Origin of the sequence: Burkholderia savannae, from assembly GCF_001524445.2 — a bacterium.
GTDB classification, from domain to species: Bacteria; Pseudomonadota; Gammaproteobacteria; order Burkholderiales; family Burkholderiaceae; genus Burkholderia; species Burkholderia savannae.
The window spans coordinates 2320960-2341272 of sequence record NZ_CP013417.1 but is presented as its reverse complement, the minus strand read 5'-3'; the positions used below and the strand labels follow the sequence as shown (position 1 = coordinate 2341272).

The 20313-nt window shown below is 69.3% G+C and carries 15 protein-coding genes and 1 pseudogene; 10 read left to right on the top strand and 6 right to left on the bottom strand.

The window, feature by feature from the left end:
* Positions 1–23 precede the first annotated feature (23 nt).
* The 7 genes from WS78_RS11385 (at position 24) to WS78_RS11355 (ending at position 8664) form a co-directional block, all read left to right on the top strand.
* Positions 24–2330 carry a type VI secretion system Vgr family protein gene (locus tag WS78_RS11385; protein ID WP_059582943.1) on the top strand — a complete coding sequence of 769 codons (2307 nt, stop codon included), beginning with the start codon at positions 24–26 and terminating at the stop codon, positions 2328–2330.
* Between the two features lie 31 nt (positions 2331–2361).
* A complete protein-coding gene (locus tag WS78_RS11380) occupies positions 2362–4839 on the top strand; it encodes a DUF2169 family type VI secretion system accessory protein (RefSeq protein ID WP_059582946.1) in 2478 nt (825 codons plus the stop codon).
* Complete coding sequence (locus WS78_RS11375; RefSeq protein WP_059582951.1) at positions 4836–5918, top strand: pentapeptide repeat-containing protein; 1083 nt, start codon at positions 4836–4838, stop codon at positions 5916–5918. Before WS78_RS11380 ends, WS78_RS11375 begins: the two co-directional genes overlap by 4 nt.
* 45 nt (positions 5919–5963) lie before the next feature.
* On the top strand, positions 5964–6626 hold the full coding sequence (locus WS78_RS11370; RefSeq protein WP_038751380.1) for a DUF3540 domain-containing protein: 663 nt from the start codon (positions 5964–5966) through the stop codon (positions 6624–6626).
* 12 nt (positions 6627–6638) lie between these two features.
* Complete coding sequence (locus tag WS78_RS11365; protein ID WP_060820863.1) at positions 6639–7028, top strand: PAAR-like domain-containing protein; 390 nt, start codon at positions 6639–6641, stop codon at positions 7026–7028.
* A 371-nt stretch (positions 7029–7399) separates the two neighbouring features.
* Complete coding sequence (locus WS78_RS11360) at positions 7400–7615, top strand: hypothetical protein (RefSeq protein WP_059582959.1); 216 nt, start codon at positions 7400–7402, stop codon at positions 7613–7615.
* 179 nt (positions 7616–7794) lie between these two features.
* Positions 7795–8664, top strand: coding sequence for an alpha/beta hydrolase (locus tag WS78_RS11355; RefSeq protein ID WP_052145136.1), 870 nt, complete (start codon positions 7795–7797; stop codon positions 8662–8664).
* A gap of 168 nt (positions 8665–8832) precedes the next feature.
* Here the strand turns inward: WS78_RS11355 and WS78_RS38350 are convergent, their stop codons facing one another.
* From WS78_RS38350 to WS78_RS35785, 4 genes and pseudogenes are all read right to left on the bottom strand, one after another.
* The gene (locus WS78_RS38350) at positions 8833–9510 is read right to left on the bottom strand and encodes a hypothetical protein (protein ID WP_059582962.1); all 678 of its coding nucleotides are present in this window, start codon (positions 9508–9510) and stop codon (positions 8833–8835) included.
* A pseudogene (locus WS78_RS38345) lies at positions 9497–10798 on the bottom strand (FUSC family protein); the annotation flags it as partial. The pseudogene WS78_RS38345 and the gene WS78_RS38350, both read right to left, overlap by 14 nt.
* Positions 10799–10955: 157 nt before the next feature.
* Complete coding sequence (locus tag WS78_RS11335; RefSeq protein ID WP_059583179.1) at positions 10956–11246, bottom strand: hypothetical protein; 291 nt, start codon at positions 11244–11246, stop codon at positions 10956–10958.
* A 510-nt stretch (positions 11247–11756) separates the two neighbouring features.
* The gene (locus tag WS78_RS35785; RefSeq protein ID WP_156437564.1) at positions 11757–12365 is read right to left on the bottom strand and encodes a hypothetical protein; all 609 of its coding nucleotides are present in this window, start codon (positions 12363–12365) and stop codon (positions 11757–11759) included.
* 107 nt (positions 12366–12472) lie between these two features.
* On the opposite strand from WS78_RS35785, the gene tssF reads away from it, so the two are divergent.
* Positions 12473–14323, top strand: a complete 1851-nt coding sequence (gene tssF, locus WS78_RS11325) for a type VI secretion system baseplate subunit TssF (RefSeq protein WP_059582965.1) — start codon at positions 12473–12475, stop codon at positions 14321–14323.
* Between the two features lie 45 nt (positions 14324–14368).
* Here the strand turns inward: tssF and WS78_RS11320 are convergent, their stop codons facing one another.
* Together WS78_RS11320 and WS78_RS11315 are read right to left on the bottom strand one after the other, a co-directional pair.
* Positions 14369–15787: a hypothetical protein gene (locus tag WS78_RS11320; protein ID WP_059583181.1), complete on the bottom strand. Its 1419-nt coding sequence runs from the start codon at positions 15785–15787 to the stop codon at positions 14369–14371.
* A 23-nt stretch (positions 15788–15810) separates the two neighbouring features.
* Positions 15811–16077: a PAAR domain-containing protein gene (locus WS78_RS11315; RefSeq protein ID WP_059582968.1), complete on the bottom strand. Its 267-nt coding sequence runs from the start codon at positions 16075–16077 to the stop codon at positions 15811–15813.
* Between the two features lie 521 nt (positions 16078–16598).
* On the opposite strand from WS78_RS11315, the gene WS78_RS11305 reads away from it, so the two are divergent.
* Entirely contained in the window at positions 16599–19397 is a 2799-nt protein-coding gene (locus WS78_RS11305; RefSeq protein WP_059582972.1) for a type VI secretion system Vgr family protein, read from the top strand.
* A 2-nt stretch (positions 19398–19399) separates the two neighbouring features.
* Positions 19400–20236 (top strand): DUF4123 domain-containing protein, encoded by an 837-nt coding sequence (locus WS78_RS11300; RefSeq protein ID WP_059582974.1) that lies wholly within the window; start codon positions 19400–19402, stop codon positions 20234–20236.
* Positions 20237–20313: the final 77 nt, after the last annotated feature.

The window sequence follows — 20313 nt, the reverse complement described above, 5'->3', positions numbered from 1 at the left end:
GACGTTCCTGAAGGAGGGCAGTCATGCCGAATTTACCCGCCGCTCGCACCGTCGAGATCAGCGGCCCCGCGTTGCCGACGTTGCCGTCGGGCGAGCCCGCCCTTTGGCTGAGCGCGATCCGCGGCAGCGAAAAGCTGTCGGAGATCTACGCGTACGCGCTGGAGTGCCTGACGCCGCCGGATTCGACGCTCGTCGACGAGCAGGCCGCGAACCTCGACTTGAAGGCGATGATCGGCAAGGCGCTGACGGTGACGGTCCAGCTCGAAGGCATGGGCTCGTTCGTGGCGGGCATGCCGGGCATGTCCGGCACCGCCCACATCGGGCAGGGCAAGCGCGAGATCAGCGGCATCGTGACCCGGGCGAGCTTCGCGGGCCCGTTGAACCGGCAGTGCCGATACCGGCTGACGATGCAGCCGTGGATCTATCTGGCCGACCAGCGCTCGGACTACCGGATCTTCCAGAACCGGAGCGTGGACGAGATCATCGACGAAGTGCTGAACGCGTACTCATATTCGTACGACAAGCGGTTGAGCGGCCGGTATCCGAAGCTCGCCTTTCAGGTGCAGTACGGCGAGACGGATTTCGCGTTCATTCAGCGGCTGATGCAGGAGCACGGCATCTACTGGTTCTTCGAGCACTCGAACAAGGTGCATCGGATGGTGCTCGTCGATCACCTCGGCGCGCACGAGCCGGTGGCGAGCGCCGCGTACCGCACGCTGAAGTATTACCCGCCCGGGCACAAGATCGATCGCGAATACATCGACGCGTTCGATACGGCGGAGTGCCTTCAGCCCGGCCGCTGGACCACGAGCGATTTCGATTTCGAGAAGCCGAACGCGCGTCTTCGCGTCGAGAACGCGCTGCCGCAGGAGACGGCGCACAACGGGCTCGAACGGTACGAATGGCCGGGCGATTATGCGAACCCCGAGCACGGCGAGCATGTCGCGCGGGTGCGCATGGAGGAACTGCGCGCGCAGGGCGAGCGCGCGTCGGGCGGCGGCAACGTGCGCGACGTCGTGTGCGGCACCACGTTCTCGCTCGAGGGCTATCCGTGCGCGAGCGCGAATCGCGAGTATCTGGTGCTCGGCGCGTCGTTCGAGGCCGAGGAAACGGGCGGGGCGACGGGAACGGGCGACCATCGGATCAGCGCGTCGTTCGTCGTGCAGCCGGCGACCACCGTGTTCCGGCCGCCGCGCACCGTGCGCAAGCCGCGCACGCGCGGGCCGCAGACCGCGGTCGTGACCGGGCCGCCAGGGCAGGACATCTGGACCGATCAATACGGCCGGGTCAAATTGAAATTCCACTGGGATCGCTCGGCTGCGCGTGACCAGAATTCGTCGTGCTGGGTGCGCGTGTCGTATGCGTGGACGGGGAACAACTACGGGGGCGTCCACATTCCGCGGATCGGCTCGGAAGTGATCGTCGATTTCGAGAACGGCGATCCGGACCGGCCCATCGTGACGGGGCAGGTCTACAACGCGCTGCACATGCCGCCGTGGCCGCTGCCGGACCACGCGACGCAAAGCGGGATGCTGAGCCGCACGCCGGCCGGCAGCGGCGAGAACGCGAACATGCTGCGCTTCGAGGACAAGGCGGGCGAGGAGCAGGTCAAGCTGCACGCGGAGCGCAACTACGACGTATCCGTCGAGCGGGATTCGACGATCGCCGTCGGGCGCAAGCACTTGACGCTGGTGGGGCTGGAGCTGCCGCCCGTGTCGTCCACGCGCTCGCCGCTGGATCGGCTGATCGAGGTGCTGCGGCTCGGGGGCGCGCCGCGTCCCGCCGCGCCGGCGCAGCAGCCTGCGCCGCAGCAGCAACACCAACAGCAGCAACATCAGCAACAGCGGCAACCACAGCCGTATCAGCAATTGAAACGGCAGCGGCAGTTCCAACGCGCGGGCGCGTTTCAGGCGCTCGCCGCGAATGTCGCGGGCGCGCTGCAGGGCATCGTGGCCGTGCTCTCGGACCCGTCGATGACCGCATCGGCGCGCACCGTGCAAGGCGCGTCGACGTCGGTCGTGTTCGGCGACACGCAGGGCGTGAACGTCGGCAACAAAGTGACGGTCACGAGCGGAGACACGCACGCGGAAGTCAATGGAACGGCTTCCGCGAAGAACGCGAACAGCGTCTCGCTGAACGGCACGAGCACGAGCGTCACCGGCTATTCCACGGGCGTGACCGGAGCGAGCGTCACCACGCTGGGATTCGGCGTCTCGACGAACGGAACAACGGTCACGACGAATGGCGCGACCATCGGTTCGACGAGGGTGGCGATCGCAACTAAAGCGAACGATTACACCTTGATCGAAGGAATCAAGATCTCCTTCTGACCGAAGCCGCCCACAAGCCTCAGGCCGTCAAATGAAAATCATCAAACCCTTCAGGATCAGCCCGCTGACCCGTCTCTACCGGATGCACGGACAAGAGCATCTCGGCGTCGCCGCGCTGATGGCCGCGACCTTGGGCGAGCATCCGCAACTGCTGACGGACTCGGCACTCTGGAATCTGGCCGGCGAAGCGCTGCGCGGCTACACGCTCGACATGGCGTTGCCGAAGCCGTGCCCGGAATTCCTCGTCTGCGGATATGCGTACGGGAAACATGCGGGCGAGCGCAGCGGCGGCGCATGCGAGGTCGGGATCGGCGTCGCCGGCGTGGAAAAGCGGCTGCGGATATCCGGCGACCGGCAATGGGCCGGCGGGCGCGTCACGCCCGCGCGGCCGTTCGAGCAGTTGCCGCTCGACTGGGAATTCGCGTACGGCGGCGCGGGCTTCGCTGACAATCCACGAGGCCGCGGCGCGGAGCCGTCGCAAGACGGCGTCCGCCCTCTGCCTAACATCGAATACGCGCACAGCCCGATGCGTTTTCCCGACGAGCTTCCCGCGCCCGCCGGCTTCTGTCCGATCGACGCGACGTGGCCGCAGCGCGCGAGCCTGTCCGGCGAATACGACCGGCAATGGCTCGAAACGGATTTTCCCGGCTTTCCGCGCACGCTCGATCCGCGCTGCTTCAACATCGCGCCCGCGGATCAGCAATTGACGGGGCTCGCCGAATTTCCGGACGGCGTCGCCTACGAACTGACGCATCTGCATCCCGATCACGCGGTGCTGACGGGGCGCGTGCCGGCGCTGCGCGCGCGGTCGTTCGTCGTGCGCGCCGGCCGCGAGACGCCGGAGGAAATTCCGATGCGCTTGACGACCCTATGGTTCATTCCGCACCGCGAGCGCGTCGTGATGATCTATCACGGCGCGACGGCCGTCGCGCAGTTCGACGCGAGCGACGTGCAGGCATTGCTGCTCGGCGCCGACGCGAGCGGGCAGCCGAGGCCGCCCGAATGGTATCGGCAGGTGATCGAGTGGCGCACGCGACACGACAAGGCCGTGCTGTACGCGCTGCGCGATCGGGATCTGCTGCCCGAGCGCTATCTGCCGGCGGATTCGCCGGCTGAGCCCGCGGCCGCGACGCAGGGTGCGAGGCAGCGGCTCATGCGGGACCGGCTGAGCGCGTTTGCGGACGCGCGTCCGGTCGAGGAGCCCCGCCTCGATCAACTGGTCGAGTTCGTCGAGCGTCAGGAAGCGGCGGCCGACGAAGCGCGCGCGCGGCTCGAGGCGATGCGGCGCGATCTGCCGTCCGGGCGCGAAGCGCCGGCCGCGAAGCGGCGCGGCCCGCCGGCGCCGGCCGTTTTTCATGGCGACGGAGACGAGGCCGGGCAGGCGGCCGCCACCGATTGGTCGGGCATGCAGAAAATGCAACGCGATGCGCACGAGAGCCTTCGCAAGCTCTACCTGCAATCGGCCCAGCATCAGGACGCGCCGGACCGGCTGAGCGAGGCGGCGTCGGAATCGCGGCGCGCGTTCGTCGCCGCCGCCGTCGCGGCGGGGCGCTCGCTCGAGGGCGTCGACCTGACGGGCGCGGATCTTTCCGGCATGGATCTGCGCGGCGCGCGGCTTGCCGGCGCGATGTTCGAGAGCGCCGATCTGAGCGACGCCGATCTGTCGGGCGCGATCGTCGATCACGCCGTGCTGGTGCGCGCCGGTCTGAACCGGACGCGGTTCGTCAACGCCGATTTGACGGGCGCCAATCTCTCGCTCGCGGCGTGCGACGAGACGGACTTCTCGGGCGCGAACCTGAGCGATTGCATCGTCGAGCGCGTGCGGTTGCGAAAGTGTCGATTCGAAGGCGGCATCTTGTCGGACACCCGGTTCGGCGATTGCCGCTTCCATGAAGTCGATTTCAGCCGCGCCACGCTGCGCAATCTGATCGTCGTCGATCAATCGTTCGAGAACGTGAACTTCTCGAACGCGACGATCCGCAAGATGCTGCTGATGAACTGCTCGCTCGCCGACGTTCGGTTTTCGGCGGCCGACATCGACGGATTCGGAATCGTCGACGCGCGCACGCAAGCGCCGCTTCGCTTCGACGCGGCGAATCTCGTGAAGGCGTGCTTCGTCCAGCGCTGCGACGTCGCGCGCGCCGATTTCTCGTTCGCGACGCTCAGTGAGGTCAATTTTCGCGAAGCGGATCTCGACGCGGCGGATTTTCACGGGGCGCGCATCGGCAACTGCGACTTCACCGACGCGCGCCTGCGGGCCGCCAATCTGCGCGGCGCGAAAAGCGAAGGCAGCCACTTCGTGCGAACCGACTTCACCGGGGCCGATCTGCGGGACACCGATCTGATCGCCGCGTACCTGCGCGGCGCGACGCTGGACGGCGCCGATCTGCGCGGGGCCAATCTGTTTCGCGCGAATCTCTCGGAAGTCCTGTCCGACGGCGATACGCAATGGGCGGGCGCGTATCTCGACCACGCGATGCGGTTCCCGGCAGCGCGAGCGCGCCAATGAGAGCGAGCCTCGAGCAATTGCGCGACGCCGTCGCCCAAGGCCATGTAATCAAGGGCGTCGTGATCGATTCGGCGAACCTCGACGGGCAGGATTGGTCGGCAGGCGTGTTCGAGCAGGTGCGGTTCGCCGGCGTCGCGATGCGGGGCGCGCGGCTCGGCGAAGCCGTCTTCAACGAATGCGAATTCCGAGGCGTCGACATGCAATGCGCGGATTTGTCGAAGTGCACGTTCCACGCGTGCCGGCTCGACGATGTGAACCTCTCGGAAAGCCGCCTCCACGGGTTCACGATGAGCTCGACGGTTGCCGCCGGCGTGGATTTTCGCCTCGCGCACGCGCACGGCTTCAACTGCCTGCAAAGCGATATCGGCGATTGCAGCTTTCAACGCGGGCGCATCGAATCGTCGGTGTTCAGCGAGACGCGGCTGGGGCGCGCCGATTTCACGGCGGCCGTCGTCCGCAAGGCGGTCTTCTTCCAGCTCGATCTGACGCAGGCGATCTTGCGCGACGCGACCTTCAGCGACGCCGTCTTCGTCGAAGCCGATCTTGCCGGCCAGTGCTTGCGCGGCCAGCGGATGCATCGCTGCCAGTTCGCCGGCGCGAATCTGACGAACGTCGATTTCACCGCCGCCAACCTCGCTTACTGCAATTTCCAGCGCGCCAGGCTGAGCGGCGCGCGGCTGGACGAAATCGACGCACCGTACGCGGTGTTCGTCGAGGCCGACGCGCAGGGCGCCGTGTGCCGTCATGCCGCGCTGGAGGGCAGCCTCTGGGTGCGGGCCGACATTCGGCAAGCCGACTTCACCGGCTCGACGCTGGAGCGGGCCGTGCTCCAGCACGCGCGATGCGGCGCGTCGCGCTTTTCGCGGGCGCGCCTCGCGGGCGCGGATTTTTCCGGCGCGGATCTGACCGGCGCCGAATTCGACGGCGCGGGTTTCGCGCGAACCCTGTTTCACGACGCGGTCGCGCCCGACATCGCATGGCACGCGCATCCCGGCGCGCTGGCGCGCGATTCGGCGTTGTCGGAGGCGCAAGCGTGGTCGCGGCGACGAGACGAAGCGCTGCGTCGCGAGCGCGAGTGAGAACGGCGCGGGCGCGATCGATCCGTTTCGAACCGAGGAGGAAACATGAATCCGACCGTGATGGAAGCACCGCGCAGCCGCGCCGCGCCTGCGATGCAAGAGAAAGCGGCGACGGTCGCGGATGCGCTGTCCGACGGCTCGTTCGTCGTCGAATGCGAAGGCGCGAGCGTTCGCTGCCGGCGCGCGTTCAGCTGTCTCGTCGAGCCGCGAGCGGGCGACCGCGTCGCGATTTGCACGGCCGATGCGCGATGCGTCTACGTGACGGCGATCCTGGAGCGCCCGAACGCGGACGCCGTGCACGTGTGCGTTCGGGGCGACCTCGTGCTGGAGGCGACGCAAAACGTCTATCTGAAGAGCGACGGCGCCCTGTGCCTGACGGGGCGGGAGCGCGTATCGGTCAGCGCGGAGCGGCTGGCCTTGTCGGCCCTCGACGCGTCGCTGTCCGCCGACAAGACGACGCTCGCCAGCGCGGAAGTTCACGGCCGGCTCGGGACGATTCGTCTGATCGGCCGGATGCTGGAGACGGTGATCGACCACGTCGCGCAATCGTGCCGAAGCAGTTTCCGTTCGGTTGAGACGGTCGAGCACTTGCGGGCGGCGCAGATCGATCACGCGGCGAGCGGCAACCTGCGCCTGCATGCGAAGAACGCGCTGCTCACGGCCGAGCGGCTGTCGAAGATCGATGCCGGGCAAATACATCTGGGTTAGGAGGGTGCTGAGATGGTGATGGTGAATTCGAGCGCGGGCGGCGAAAACATGGCGACGAGCGTCAACCTCACGCCGCCGGCGGGCGCGCCCGCTCCTTATCCGAACAGGGCTTCGCGCGCGAGCGCGATACCGAATGTCACGAACATCTTCGTGGGCGGCGGTCCCGCCCACAACGTCGCGACGATCATTCCGATGTCGAGCGGCGACAGCGCGGGGGCGATGGGCGGGGCCGCGTCCGGCACCGTGTCGAGCGTCTCGCGCAACGCCCGGGGCGCGAGCAAGACCCTGATCGCCGGCATGCCGGCCACGCGCATGACCGACCCGACGCAGCAGAACAGCGGCAATACCATCGGTGCGGGTAGTTCTCCCAGTCAGACCATCGTGTTGAATCTGAGCGGTTGAAGGATTCGCGCGCCGCTTGGAACACGGCTCGGAGACGCCGCGCGAGGCGGTTTCCGGTCGATGTCGCCGGGCTTCGATCGGGCTTGGAACTCGGGCTTCGAACTCGGACTTCGAACCGGCACGAAAGCCGCGCTGGCGATCGGGACGCGCCATTGCCACACTGCGAGCGCATCGCCGCGCTTGCGCCGAGCCCGAGTGCATGCGAGCGGGCCGGCATCTTCCCGTTTGAAACCGGCATGCCCGGGCGTCGCGACAACGATCGAAGCCGGGGGCGCGCATGCGGTGAAATGCGAGCGGGCATATCGAAGAGCGGATCGCGTTCGGGTTGAAACAGCGCGAGCATGCGGCAGTCGACTTGAAAGGCCGACACGATGCGTTTTGAAGCGTCGCTCACGGGCGGCGCGAGCCACGAATTTCATGAGCGCTTCGTCTATGGCCGCGAGGCGTTCGCACCGGATGCGCAGGCATTCGAAGTGATGCGGCCGCGCACGGATGCGCCTGACGGCGCAGCGGGTTTCGCCGCGACCGCTTCCGGGCGGCTCGCGGCGGCGGGCGGACTGCGCGGCGATGCGGGCGGCGTGCAGTAGCCGTGCAGTGGCTGTGCAACGGACATGCGGCGGACATGCAATGGCCGGCGATGACGGGACGTAAAAAGCGGACAGCGCCGCATCGAATCGGCGCACTTTCCGGATAGACGGCCCCGGTGGGCGCCGCCACAATCGGATGCCATGCGTTTTCCCACATTCCGAATATCGGCGGATCGATGATGGAACGACTGTATCGCGGCATGGGCCGCGCGGCGCTCGACAGGGCGTACAACAACACTCGGGCGATTGCGAATTTCCCGGCGGTATTGGCCGATTTCCGCACGCGCAGCGCCGCGCTGTACGAGCGCGTTCGCGGCCGGCGCGACTTGCGCTACGGCGATCGGCCGCGCGAGCGTTTCGACTGGCTTCCCGGCGGCCGCGCGAACGCGCCGACCTTCGTGTTCATTCACGGCGGATATTGGCAGAACTGCGCGAAAGAGGATTTCGCGTTCGTGGCGCACGGGCCGCTCGCACGCGGATTCAACGTCGTGCTGGCCGAGTACACGCTTGCGCCCGACGCGTCGATGACGCAGATCGTCGACGAAATCGGCCGCTTGATCGATCATCTGCGCGCCGATCGGGACGGCCTCGGCACCGCGGGACGGCCGCTTTGCCTGAGCGGGCATTCGGCGGGCGGACATCTGAGCGCGTTGCATCGCGGCCATGCGTTCGTGACGAGCGCGCTCGCGATCAGCCCGCTCGTCGATCTCGAACCGATCAGCCTGTCGTGGCTCAACGAGAAACTGCAGTTGAGCGAGCGCGAAATCGCGGCCTACAGCCCGTTGTGGCACGTCGGAAAGGGCGCGCCGACGGTCGTCGCGGTCGGCGCCGACGAACTGCCTGAGCTCGTGCGCCAGGCGGACGACTATACGGCTGCGTGCGCGGCGGCGGGCGAGCCGGTATGGGGCGCCCACGTGCCGGGCTGCACGCATTTTTCCGTGCTGGACGATCTGGCGCAGCCGAACGGCACGCTGATGCGTCTGCTCGACGCGGCCATTGCCGGTTCCGGGCACGGCGGCGACGAGCGGGCAGACGAAGAGCGCCGGTAGGCGCGGCGGACATAGGCGGCGGACGTAGGCGGCGGAAATAGGCGGCGCAATTAGGCGGCCGACGCGCACGGCGGGCATGCGCGGCGCAGCATCGCGCATCGCGGCCGGCTCGGGCATGGAGCCTTCCCAAGTTGCGCCGCGACGGAACGCGGTTCCGGTTCGCGATCCTTATCGTTGCACCGTTTCCTGCGCTTGCGCGACCGTCCCCGTCGCGAGCGCGAGCGACGCCGCGGCCGACAGCGCGGCGCTGTAGCTGTCCGCGTAAGCGGTCCGCGCCGCAAGCAGGCCGTTCTGCGCGAGCATTGCGTCGGTGATCGATCCGACGCCGTGCCGATACGCGTCGAGCGCGGCGTCGTAGGTCGTCTGTGCGGCGTCGACGAGCGCCGCCGCCGCCGCCTCGTGCGATGCGAGGCTCGTGCGCAGCGCGTTCTGCCCGGCGAGATAGCCGCCCATCGCGGCCGCCGACAGTTGCGGCAGATACGCGGCCTTCGCGATGCCGGCTGCGAGCGCCGCGTTGCGCGCGTCGTTCCAGGCGATGCGCGTCAGCGGATTCGTCGATTCGGCGAGGTCGATCAGCTCGGGCAGCGTGTACGCATGTGCCGGATCGAGCGCCGCGGCGGGCGGCACCTCGGCGAGCGCGCCGTTCGCGGGCAGCATGTAATCGCCGCGCGCGACGCTCGCTGCGGGCGTCGATGATCCGGGCACGATCGCGCCGGCGACGTCCGTCTGCGGCCGCCACGGGCGATCGGGTGCGTCGGGCGCCATGTCGAGCGATGACGTCGCGCAGCCCGCGAGGCCGGCCACGGCAAGCGCGATCGACAGTGACATCGGATTAAGCGCGCGCATGATTCGTCGGCTCCTTCGATACGTCTCGTTGTCGCGCGGTCTCGGCGAGGCGGGCGAGGCGCGCGTCGATCAGGTTCAGCAGCGTGCGTCGCGGCGCGTCTGCGTCTGCGGTTTCGGTTTCGGCATTGGCTCGGGCTTCGGCTTCGGATTCGGATTCGGATTCGGCTTCGGCATCGGCATGGCGGGTTGCGGCGTCGCTTGCGCCGAGCGCGTGCGGCGTCACGGCGGGTGCGGTGGATGCGGTGGCCGGCGGGGCAGCGTGCGTGTCGGCGGCGTGCGGCGCATCGGTTGCGGCATCGCGCGCTTTTGCATGCGTGTCATCGCCTGCATCGCTTGCATTCGCACTCGCGTCATTGCCCGCATCGCCCGCATTCGCGCTCGCGTCATCGCCTGCATCGCCCGCATTCGCGCTCGTGTCATTGCCCGCATCGCTTGCATTCGCACTCGTGCCGTCGCCCGCATCGCTTGCATTGCGCGCGACGCGGCGCAAGCGCGCATCGACGTCCGCGAGGCCATCCTCGCCCGCTGCGCGTTCGGCGAGCAGGAACAGCGGGCCTTCGAGCGCGTCCAGTTCCGCGAGCGTCCGCCGCCGGCTCGCGACCCGGTCCGGCGGCGGCCGCACCCACGACGGCGCATAGTGGATCAACCCGAGGTCCTGCCGCAGGCTCGCGTGCTGCGCGAGCGCCGCGGCGGTTTGCGTGCGGCGCGAGTCGGCGTCCTTCGCGCGCGCGATGCGCGCCCATTGCGCGACGAGCGCATCGAGCGCGGCGTCGATCCGGCTCGCGATGCTGACGGGCCACACGCGCGTGAACACCAGATACACGACGACATTGCCGAGCAGGATTCCGATCGCGCGGTCGCGCGCGAGCGTCAGATCGAAGCCGGGCGCGGCGCCCTGGATCGCGCACAGGAAGAACGCGAACGCGACCTGCATGCCCGCATACGAGATGCGCGGCGAGCCCATCGCGACCCACGCGGCCGCCCACGCGCCCGCGAACACGAGCGCCGTCAGCTCGCCGGCCGACGTGAGCGCGGGCATGACGAACACGATCGCGGCGGTGCCGAGCAGCGCGCCGACGATGCAGCCCGCGATGCGCAGCGTCAGCTTCTCGTCCGTCTCGGCGGTCGTGCCGAGCGACACCATGTAGCACGTGATGAAGCAGGTGTGGATGCCTTGCCAGTCGAGCTGCTGATACAGCAGATAGCAGAACATCGCGGCGGCGGTCGTCTTTAACGCGTAGCGGATGTGATCGGGATTCGTGCGCGCGTCCGGCTCGAAGAAGCCGCGCTTCGCGACGTCGGCGTCGATCGCCGCGTCGTCGGTCGACGGGTAGCGCGACGAGCGGTGATACGCGTACCCAGCGCGGCCGCGCCGAGCGCGCCGATCGCGAGCGCGATCAGGCGGCCTTTCCACGCGGGTTTCGGATTCACGCCGGCGATCTTCATCAGAATTGTCCCGTGCCGAGCAGCCAGACGAGCACCGCGACGACGAGCCCGATCGCGGTGCAGACGGAAAGCTGATGCGGCACGACGCTTGCCCAGCCGGCCGCGACGAACAGCCGGTGCGCGACGAGCGCGGCCGCCGCGCCGATCACGGCGCTCAGCAGCCAGCGCGGGAAATACGCGCCGAACAGCACGTACGAAGGCGCGCCGCGCGAGCCGCAGCCCTCGAGCGGCGCGCATAGCGCGAGCGTCGCGGCGACGCCCGGTAGCGGAAGCGATTTTCGTTGTTTCATCGAGTTCATGCCCGAGCGTTTGACGTGACGGCGATACGCGCGGCCCGCCGGCATCCTGCGGCACCTGACCGTGCGGCTCTTCCTGCGCGCCCGGCGGGGCGCGTCGCTGCGCCGAGGGCTCGGCGGCGGTTGCGGCACTTGCTGATCTTCGTCGGCACTCCTGCGCGTCGATGCATTGCGTGCCGCGCGCGGCACGCCGCAAAAATTCTAACCCAGAGCCGGGGAGGCGCCGCTCGGCGAGCGTGGCGGACGACGTGCGGTTCGGGCCGCTCGACGGCGATGGCTCGGAGGATTGCCGGAGCGGCATCGAGGCGACGTCGAGGCGGTATCGAGGCGGTATCGAGCCGACGTCAAGGCAACGTTGAGGCGACGTCGGTATCGGCGCGACGCGGGTTGTCGGCGCGATCGCGCGAATGCCGTTCGCCGCGCTGCCCGATGGGCGTCGCGGAGAGGCGAAGTGCGGAATGAAGGAGGCTGCGCGGTTCGTTCGTCATCTTTCCCGTTGCGCACTCATTGTCTTCCTATCGGGGGCGCCGCGTCGGTCTGCTGCGATTGCGCGCAATCGCGCGTCGTCCGCGTCGCTTGCTCGGCGCCGAACGCCTTGATCGCACGCTGGTCCTGCTCGGCGTTCGCCGCGAACGCCGAGACGTCTGCAATCGCGCGACGCCTGAAGCCGCGATGCGCGTCCGGGCGCTGATCGAGTCGAAGCGCGCGGTGAGCGGGCGAGCGTCTGGCCGACGGTGACAGCACCGAGCGCGCGCGTCCGCTCGCACCAACCTCACCGGCCGCACCGACCTCACCGGCCGCATCGACCGCACCGACCGCACCGACCGCACCGACCGCACCGACCGCACCGACCGCACCGACCTCACCGACCTCACCGACCTCACCGACCTCACCGACCTCACCGACCTCACCGACCGCACCGACCGCGCCAATCGCGTCGTCACCCGTCGCGTCCGTCGCGTCCGTCGTCGCGCGTCGCCGCCCTGGCGCGCGTTCGCCGCGGATAGCCCGATCGGCCGACGCGCGGGCCGCGGCGTGGACTGCACCCGAATGTTCCGGTAAAGTTGGCCGTCGCGTCGGCCCAGGCTGATTGCCCGCGCAACGTTCGTCCATTCGGGCCCGCACGGCGGTCCGGCCGTTCGCGCTTTCGCCGAACGCATGGTGAGCCGTGCCGTCGGCATCGGCCGACCGGCGTGCGACGGCACTTTCGAGAACCGCTGATGGATGAACTCCTCTCTTACTACGAACGGGAACTGGCGTTCCTGCGCCGCCATGTGCGCGATTTCGCCGAGCGCTATCCGAAGATCGCGAGCCGCATGCAGCTCGCGAGCGGCGCCGACGGCAGCAGCGAGGACCCCCAGGTCGAGCGGTTGTTCGAGTCGTTCGCGCTGACAGGCGCGCGCGCGTCGCAGCACATCGAGGACGATTACTCCGAATTCACGAAGGCGTTCGTCGAGGTGCTGTACCCGCATTATCTGCGCGCGTTTCCGTCGTGCTCGATCGCCGCCTTCGACGTCGATGCGAGCCGCGCGGCGCAGATGTCGGCGGCAGTCGTCGTGCCGCGCGGCACGCAGCTGTACAGCCGGCCCGTCAAGGGCGCGAAGATGTTCTTCCGCACTGCCTACGACGTGACGCTGTCGCCGCTGCAAGTGAGCGCGGCGCGCTTTCACGCGATGCCGCAGGCGCCGATGTCGTTCCGGCTGCCGCCGAACGCGGGCGCGCAAATCTCGCTCACGTTCGCGATCCGTTCGCCGCACGCGTGCGTCGCCGACCTGAAGCTCGACACGGTTCGCCTGTACGTGCGCGGCGAGCCGCTGCTGAGCGCCGCGCTGCGCGACGCGCTGTCGTTGCACGCGGTGCACGCGTATGTCGAATCGGCGCAGAGCGGGCGCTGGGCGGCGCTCGGCCGCGTGCCGTTCTCGGCCGCCGGCGTGTCGCGCGACGACAGCCTGATTCCCTGTCCGGACACCGTGCATCCCGCGTATCCGCTGCTCACGGAGTATTTCGCTTTTCCCGAGAAGTTCGGCTTCTTCGATTGCGATCTGCGTGAGGCCGGGCGGCTCGGCGGACGGCAATTCACGCTCCATTTGCTGCTGAAGGACATCCCGGCCGATTCCGCGAAGGCGAGCGTGCTCGAATCGCTGAGCGCCGAGCACGTGCGGCTCGGATGCACGCCGGTGATCAACCTGTTCGAGACGTCCGGCAAGCTCGGCGCGCAGCCGGGCGCGGCGTCGGGCACGCACATGTATCCGCTCGTCGTCGACAAGCAGAATGCCTACGCGTACGAGGTCTATTCCGTCGACGCGGTGACGCAGGTCGAGGACACGCCGCAGGGCGAGCGGATCACGGCGTTCCGGTCGCTCCATGCGCTGTACCACGGCGGGCACGCGGCGCGGGCGTCGTCGTACTGGCGCATGCGGCGCGACGCGCTGATCGCGAGAAGCGAGCCGGGGCACGAACTGTCGCTCGGCTTCGTCGACGGCGCGCTCGACCCGGTCGCGCCGCCGCCCGGCGTCGACTTCAAGCTCACGTGCAGCAATCGCGACTTGCCGGAGCAACTGCCGCACGGCGCGCCGGGCGGCGATCTGATGATGGAGGGCGGCACGCTCGCGAGCCGGATCAGCCTGCTGCAGCGGCCCACGCGGCCGCTTCGTTTGCGCGACGACCGCGGCGCGCTGTGGCGCCTGATCTCGCAACTGTCGCTGAATTCGCTGCTGCTCGCGGGCGGCGCCGGCGCCGTGCGCGACATGCTGAAGCTTCACGACCTGCAGGAGTCGCCGGCTACCGTCCGGCAGATCGCGGGCATCGTCGACGTGTCGCAAAAACCCGTGACGGCGTGGGTATCCGAGAAGCCGTTCGCGAGCGTCGTGCGAGGGCTCGAGATTCGCATCACGGTCGACGAAGACTGCTTCGCCGGTACGGGCGTCCACACGTTCGCGCAACTGATGGATTGCCTGCTGAGCCAGTACGTCGCGCCGAACGGCTTCACGCAGCTCGTGCTCGTGTCGAGCCGGACGGGCGACGCGCTGTGCCGGCGTGCGCGCCGCTCGGGCGGCGGATTTCTGATCTAGACGCGCGACGCAGCCGCGGCGCACGCGCGGCCGGCTTCGGCGTGCTCAGGCGGCGGCTGCGAGATCCGGCCCGATCGGCTCGGGCGTGACGAGCATGACGCCGCGCGCAGCCGGATCGCCGATCGACGCCGCGAACGTCGGCTGCCGTTCTTCGTTCGCGCGCCAGCCGGCCACAGCGAGCGCGCCGAGCGCGAGTGCCGCGCCGCTTTCTCCGTTCGCGACGCCGAGATGCCGGCAACGTTCGCGGCCGTCGTCGGGCCAGGTTCGCTCGACGACGCCCGCGATTTCGGTGCGGCTGCCGCCGCGCTGGTTGGCGTCGCTCACGAGCCCGCAGCCGGACAGATCGAGCTCGGCCGATGCGGTCTGCGTGCGCGCCGCGTCGAGCAATTGCGCGAGCGTATCGGATTGCGGCTCGGCCGCCGCGTCGCCTGCGGCGCGGGAGCGAGCCGCGACGAGCCGGTGAATGCGCGGCGCGTCCGTCGCATCCGCCGACGCGGGATGCGCGAGCAGCAGCGCGCAGGCGCCTTCGCCCGGAACGCGGCCGTTCGGCCGGTTGTGTCCGTACAGGCTGCCGTTGTCGTCGAGCGCGCGCACGGTCGCGTCGCTCAGTGACGAATCGCACGCGAGCACGACATGGCGCGCATCCGACGGCTGGTGATGGAGCGACACGATCAGTTCGTCGACGATCGTCCATGCCTGCACCGGGTCCGCGATCATGCGGGTCTGCACGCGCTCGACGCCCGGCATCCAGCGTTCGCGCGCGACGTGCGCGTCGAGCCACGCGGCGAGCGTGGCCGCCACCGGCTGCCAGCGCTCGGGCAGCAGCAGATGCAGCTTGAGCGGCTCGGCAACGCGGGATGCGCCGCCCGTCGACAGCACCGCGTGGCGCTCGAGCAACTCGTCGAGCGCGTCGGCGGCGAGCATCAGCGCGCGCCAGTGCTCGTCGTTCAGCGCGGCGCCCGTGCCGGGCGGCAGCAGGCTTTCGTCGAAGTGGTCGAGCGAAACCGACGCCACGCCGCTCGCGAACACGCCCGCGCCGTCCGGGCGGCGCAGCTCGGGGTGCAGGCCGACGGCGGTTTCGTTGCGGGCGGCGTCGTCGGCTTCAGCCGTCGTCGCGCCCGTCGGAAATCTCACGCTGCTATCGAGCAGCGCGAGCGTCCACCTGCGCTGCGCCGCTTCGTCCGCGGCCGGTGCGGCATGGGCGGAGTGCGCGCCATGGGCGGACGCCGCCATGGCGACGGCCTGCGATGCGGCGGCGGGTGCTTCACGCAGCCGGCCGACGGCCTTGCGCGCCCACGCGACGCACGCGGCGAGCAGCGACGGCAGCGCGATGCCGTACACCAGCAGCTCCGTCCCGCTCGGCGGGTGATACGTCGCTTTCCAGTAAACGATCGTCGCGATCCAAACCAGAACGAATACCGCGGCCACGAGGGCCGTCTTGCTCAACCACGCGCGCTGCTTCATGCGATTCCCCGTCGATGCATTCGTCACGCCGCGTCGCCGCCCGTGTTCGACTGGCTCGCGATGAGCGCCGCGCCGCAGGCTGTCCGGTAGCCGTCGCGCGCGACGCCTTCGTTGTCGATGATCATCGTGTCGTCGCCTTCGACGATGTGGTTCGATCCGTGGATCGGACACGAGACCTTGTCGTTGCGTCGCGCGATGCCCTTGCCGTGGATCGCGGACGTCGCGGCCGCCGTCGTGACGGTGCCGCCGTGGCTGTGCTTGTCGCCGAGCACGATGAACGGGCGTGCCATGGTGTGGTCTCCTTCGGGACGCTCGGCGGGCGTGCGTCGAGCGGGTCGGTTTCCGCCCGCGCTCGGCGCGGGCGGGGCCGATTTTACCGGCTAATCACCATTGGCGACGATATCGGAATTTGGCTGGCGGAATTAATTACCTCGGCGGCAATATTTACTGAGCGACATTGGAAATCGTCCCGTTCGCGGCAGTACGAAACATTTTCATTTTGAGATAGCGCCCGGTTGCGCGTTTTTGCTCGGGTTTCGTATCGGTGTCCTATAGCCTAGCGCCGCCGCGTAATTTAAAATAGTGCGCGATAAATGGGGGACTTACCGTCCGGCGGCCTTGGCGGCGGGGCGTGTCCCGGTGATTCGGCAAGCCGGATCGCATCGCGCGCAATCGGGGTTTGGCTACGCTGCATTATCGCGATCGTTCGAGGGTGGTGATCGCGCTGCGCAGTGGTTTTATCCGTTGTCCCGTTTTCGTCGCAACGAGCCATATTCAAAAAATAGTCGAACTCCGAGAGAGCGGGATTCTCATGAGCGTGATCACGCAATTCACGTCGCTTTTCAGCGCTGCCAATTGTCTCTATTCCCTCGACGGCCCGGGCGAGCTCGCGTCGCTGCAGATCGAGCGCTGGGCGGGCCGCGAGACGCTCTCCGAGAATTTCCAATGGGACGTCTACGCGCTCGCCACCGATCCCGGCCTCGACCTCGAGGCGATGCTCGGGCAGCGCGTGACGATCCGCACCGCGCTGCCGCACGGCGCGAGCGCCGTGCGCAGCGGGCTCGTCGCGCAAGCTGAGTGCATCGGCTATGACGCCGGCCTCGCACGCTATTACCTGCAGCTCGTGCCGTGGCTTGCCGCGCTCGCGCACGGGCGCGACGAGCGTACGTTCGTCCGGCAGGGCGTTGCGGACGTGCTCGGCGCGGTGTTCGCGCCGTACGGCGCGATCGCCCGCTGGCGCTTCACGGCGGACGCGAACCAGCGCGTCGCCGAACTCGGCGCGCGCGACTACCGCGTGCAATACCGCACCCATACGCATTTCGATTTCGTTCGGCACGTGCTGGCCGAAGCGGGGCTCGGCTTTTGCTTCGTCGAAGACGCGGATGCGCCGGCCGGCCACGCGATGCTGATTTTCGACGACAGCACGCAACTGCCCGAGGACGAGACGTCCGCGCGCGCGGGCGGCGTGCCGCAGCGCCTGAGCGGGACGGCGACGGAACCGGACGACGTGATCGTCGGCATCGGGCAGTCGCTGTCGCTGAGCGCGGATCGCGTCACGCTGATCAGCAGCGATTACCGCAGCAACCAGTCGACGAGCGCGACGGCGAGCCTCGGCAATCCGGCCGGATCGCGCGAGCTGTACGACGACGTCGGGCCCGAAGCGTTCGACAGCCTGCGCGAAGCCGAAGACACCGCGCGCCGGCACGCGGAGGCGATCGTTTCCGCGGCGCGCTTCTGGACGGGCTACAGCACGTTGCGCACCGCGCGCGTCGGCCGCGCGCTGCGCATCGCGGGCGCGACGTGGCGCATGCCGCGCGGCGGCGCGCAAGCGCCGGATGCGTTCGTGCTCACCCGCATCGACGAGGTCGGCGTCAACAATCTGCCCGCGACCGTGATGGAGCGCGTCGAGCGCGGCCTCGGCCCGCTGCCGCTCGCGGATCTCGACGCGCGCGTGCTCGGCCAGGCGAAGGCGGGCGGCTACGCGAACCGGTTCGACGCCGTGCCGCGCGAGCAGGCGTGGCGCCCGACACTCGACGACGGCACCGGCCAGCGGCTGAATCCGGCGCCGACGGCGCTCGGCGCGCAGACGGCGATCGTCGTCGGGCCGCAGGGCGAGCCGCGGCCGGGGGCGACGGGGCCGGTCCACACCGATGCGCAGGGCCGGCTGCGGCTGCGCTATCACTGGCAGGCGGACGGCGATTCGGGCACGTACCCGACGCGCGCGATGCAGCGCCTCGCGAGCCAGGGGCACGGGTTGCAGCAGACGCAGCGGATCGGCCACGAGGTGCTCGTGCAGTTCGTCAACGGGCTCGTGCATCGGCCGATCGTGCTCGGCGGGCTGTTCAACGGGCGCGGCGAAGGCGGCGAGGCGCCGACGCCGGGCGGCGAAGCGGGGCAGCCGCTCGACGAATCGGTGTATGCGCAGGCGGGCGATCACGCGACGAGCGCGCAAGGCAATCTCGCGGGCGGCCACAGCCCCGCGTGGCACGGCGCGGGCGGCGGCGCGAAGCGCCACCGTCACGCCGGCGCGCTGTCCGGCTTCAAGAGCCAGGGCTTCGACGGCCAGGGCCACAACCAGCTCGTCGCGGACGATACCGACCGCATGGGCCGCATGCAGATGGCGACGACGCACGCGGCGACGCAGCTCAACATCGGCCACCTGCGCCATCAGGCCGACAACTATCTCGGCAGCTTTCGCGGGCAGGGCGTCGAGCTGCGTTCGGACGCATACGGCGCGTTGCGCGGCGCGCGCGGCATGCTGATCTCCAGCTATGCGCCGACGGGGCCGTCGCAACCGGCGGGCGACGTGTCGGCGCTGCAGTCGCTGCTCGGCCAGCAGGCGACGCTCGCGAAGCTTCTCGACCAGGCGGCCGATACGCACAAGACCCTGCCGTTCGCCGCGCAGCGCGGCGCGCAGCAGGCCGGGCAATCGTCGATGAACGACGCCGCCGCGCCGCTCGACGCGCTCAAGAAGAGCCTCGCGACGACGGTCGGCGCGGACGGCTACGCGCAAGCGGCGGCCGACGCGTCGAGCCGCTCGGCGGGCGACGCGCTGCCCCATACGGGCGACGCGGTGCTCGGGATCGAAGCGAAGGGCGGCCACGGATTGCTCGCCGGCCAGTCGCTGCAATGGGCGGCGGGCGAGACGCTGACGGTCGGCAGCGGCAACGACACGAACCTCGCGGTCGGTCGGACGCTGCGCATCCACAGCGGGCAGGGGATCGGCTGGCTTGCCGGCGCGAGCGCGGCGAGCGGCGTCGGCATGAGCGTGATCTCCGGCAAGGACGATCTGACGCTGCAGGCGCAGCATGACGCGATCGCGCTGCGCGCGTGCGACGACCTGAACGTGGCGTCCGTCGGCGCGGACGTCGAGATCGCGGCGAGGCAGACCGTGCACCTCGCGGTCAGCGGCGGCGCGCATCTGACGATCGAAGGCGGCAACGTCACGTTCGGCTGCCCGGGCTCGCTCGTCGTGCACGCGGCGCAGCATACGTTCGTCGGCCCGGATCAACTGGATGCCGCGCTGCCGCAGTTTCCCGAGAAGGTGTGCGTCGAGTGCCTGAAGCACGCGATGCAGTCGGGCAGCGCGCTGGCCGGCAAGGCGGTTTGAGCATGACGGCCGAGATATTCGACTGGATCGATCCGTACCCGGCGGGCGCGTTGCCGCGCCTGCGGCAAGTGCTCGACGCGCCGTCGGCCGAGGGGCGCTGGTATGCGCTCGTCGACATGGGTTTCTCGCCGTCGCTGCGCGATGCGCTCGCGGCGCTGAATCCGAACGGCACGGTCGTCGCGCTTTACGAAGGCGTCTACGACGGCGAAGGTCTGGTGGAAATCTCGCCTTGCCTGATGCCGCTGCCGGACGACGCGCAGCCGCGCGAAGAAGTGTGCGCAGGCTTGCTGCGCGAGACCGACGGCCGGCCGATGTTGAGCTTGCTGCGCGCCGCGCACGGCGTCGATGCGCTCGCCGCGCATTTGCGCGGGCAGATGGAGGCGCGCGCCGAAGACGACGAAGCGTTTCTCGTGCGGCTCGCGGATACGCGCTGCGTGCCCGCGTGGGCGGGCGTGCTGACGCAGGCGCAGCGCAATCGCTTTTTTGCGGGCATCGATGCGTGGTGGCTGTTCGATCGCGCGGCGTCGCTCGTCGAGCTCGATGTCGCGCCGGTTGGCGGCGAGATCGCGTCCGACGGCGGCGACGTCGAGCCGTATCGCCTCGACGCCGATCAGATCGCGGCGCTCAGGCAGGCGTCGAAGATCGACACGCTGATTTTTCACGTGCGGCAGCGGCCGGAAAGCTTCGGGCGGCTCACGGCGACGCCTTCGCAGGCTCATGCGTGCGTGAGCGAAGCGTGGGCGAAGGAAGGCGTGCCGCCGTCGGCCGGCGCGCGGGCGGCGCTCGATGCGCTCGAGGCGGCGGGATGGCTCGTGCCGCCGGTCGAAGCGTCGGCGTAGTCGGGGTGGGTGAATCGTGAGGCGGAGCGAGAGGTCGGGAGGGCGAGGAGCGGTGCGGTCGTTCATGCGAGCCCGGA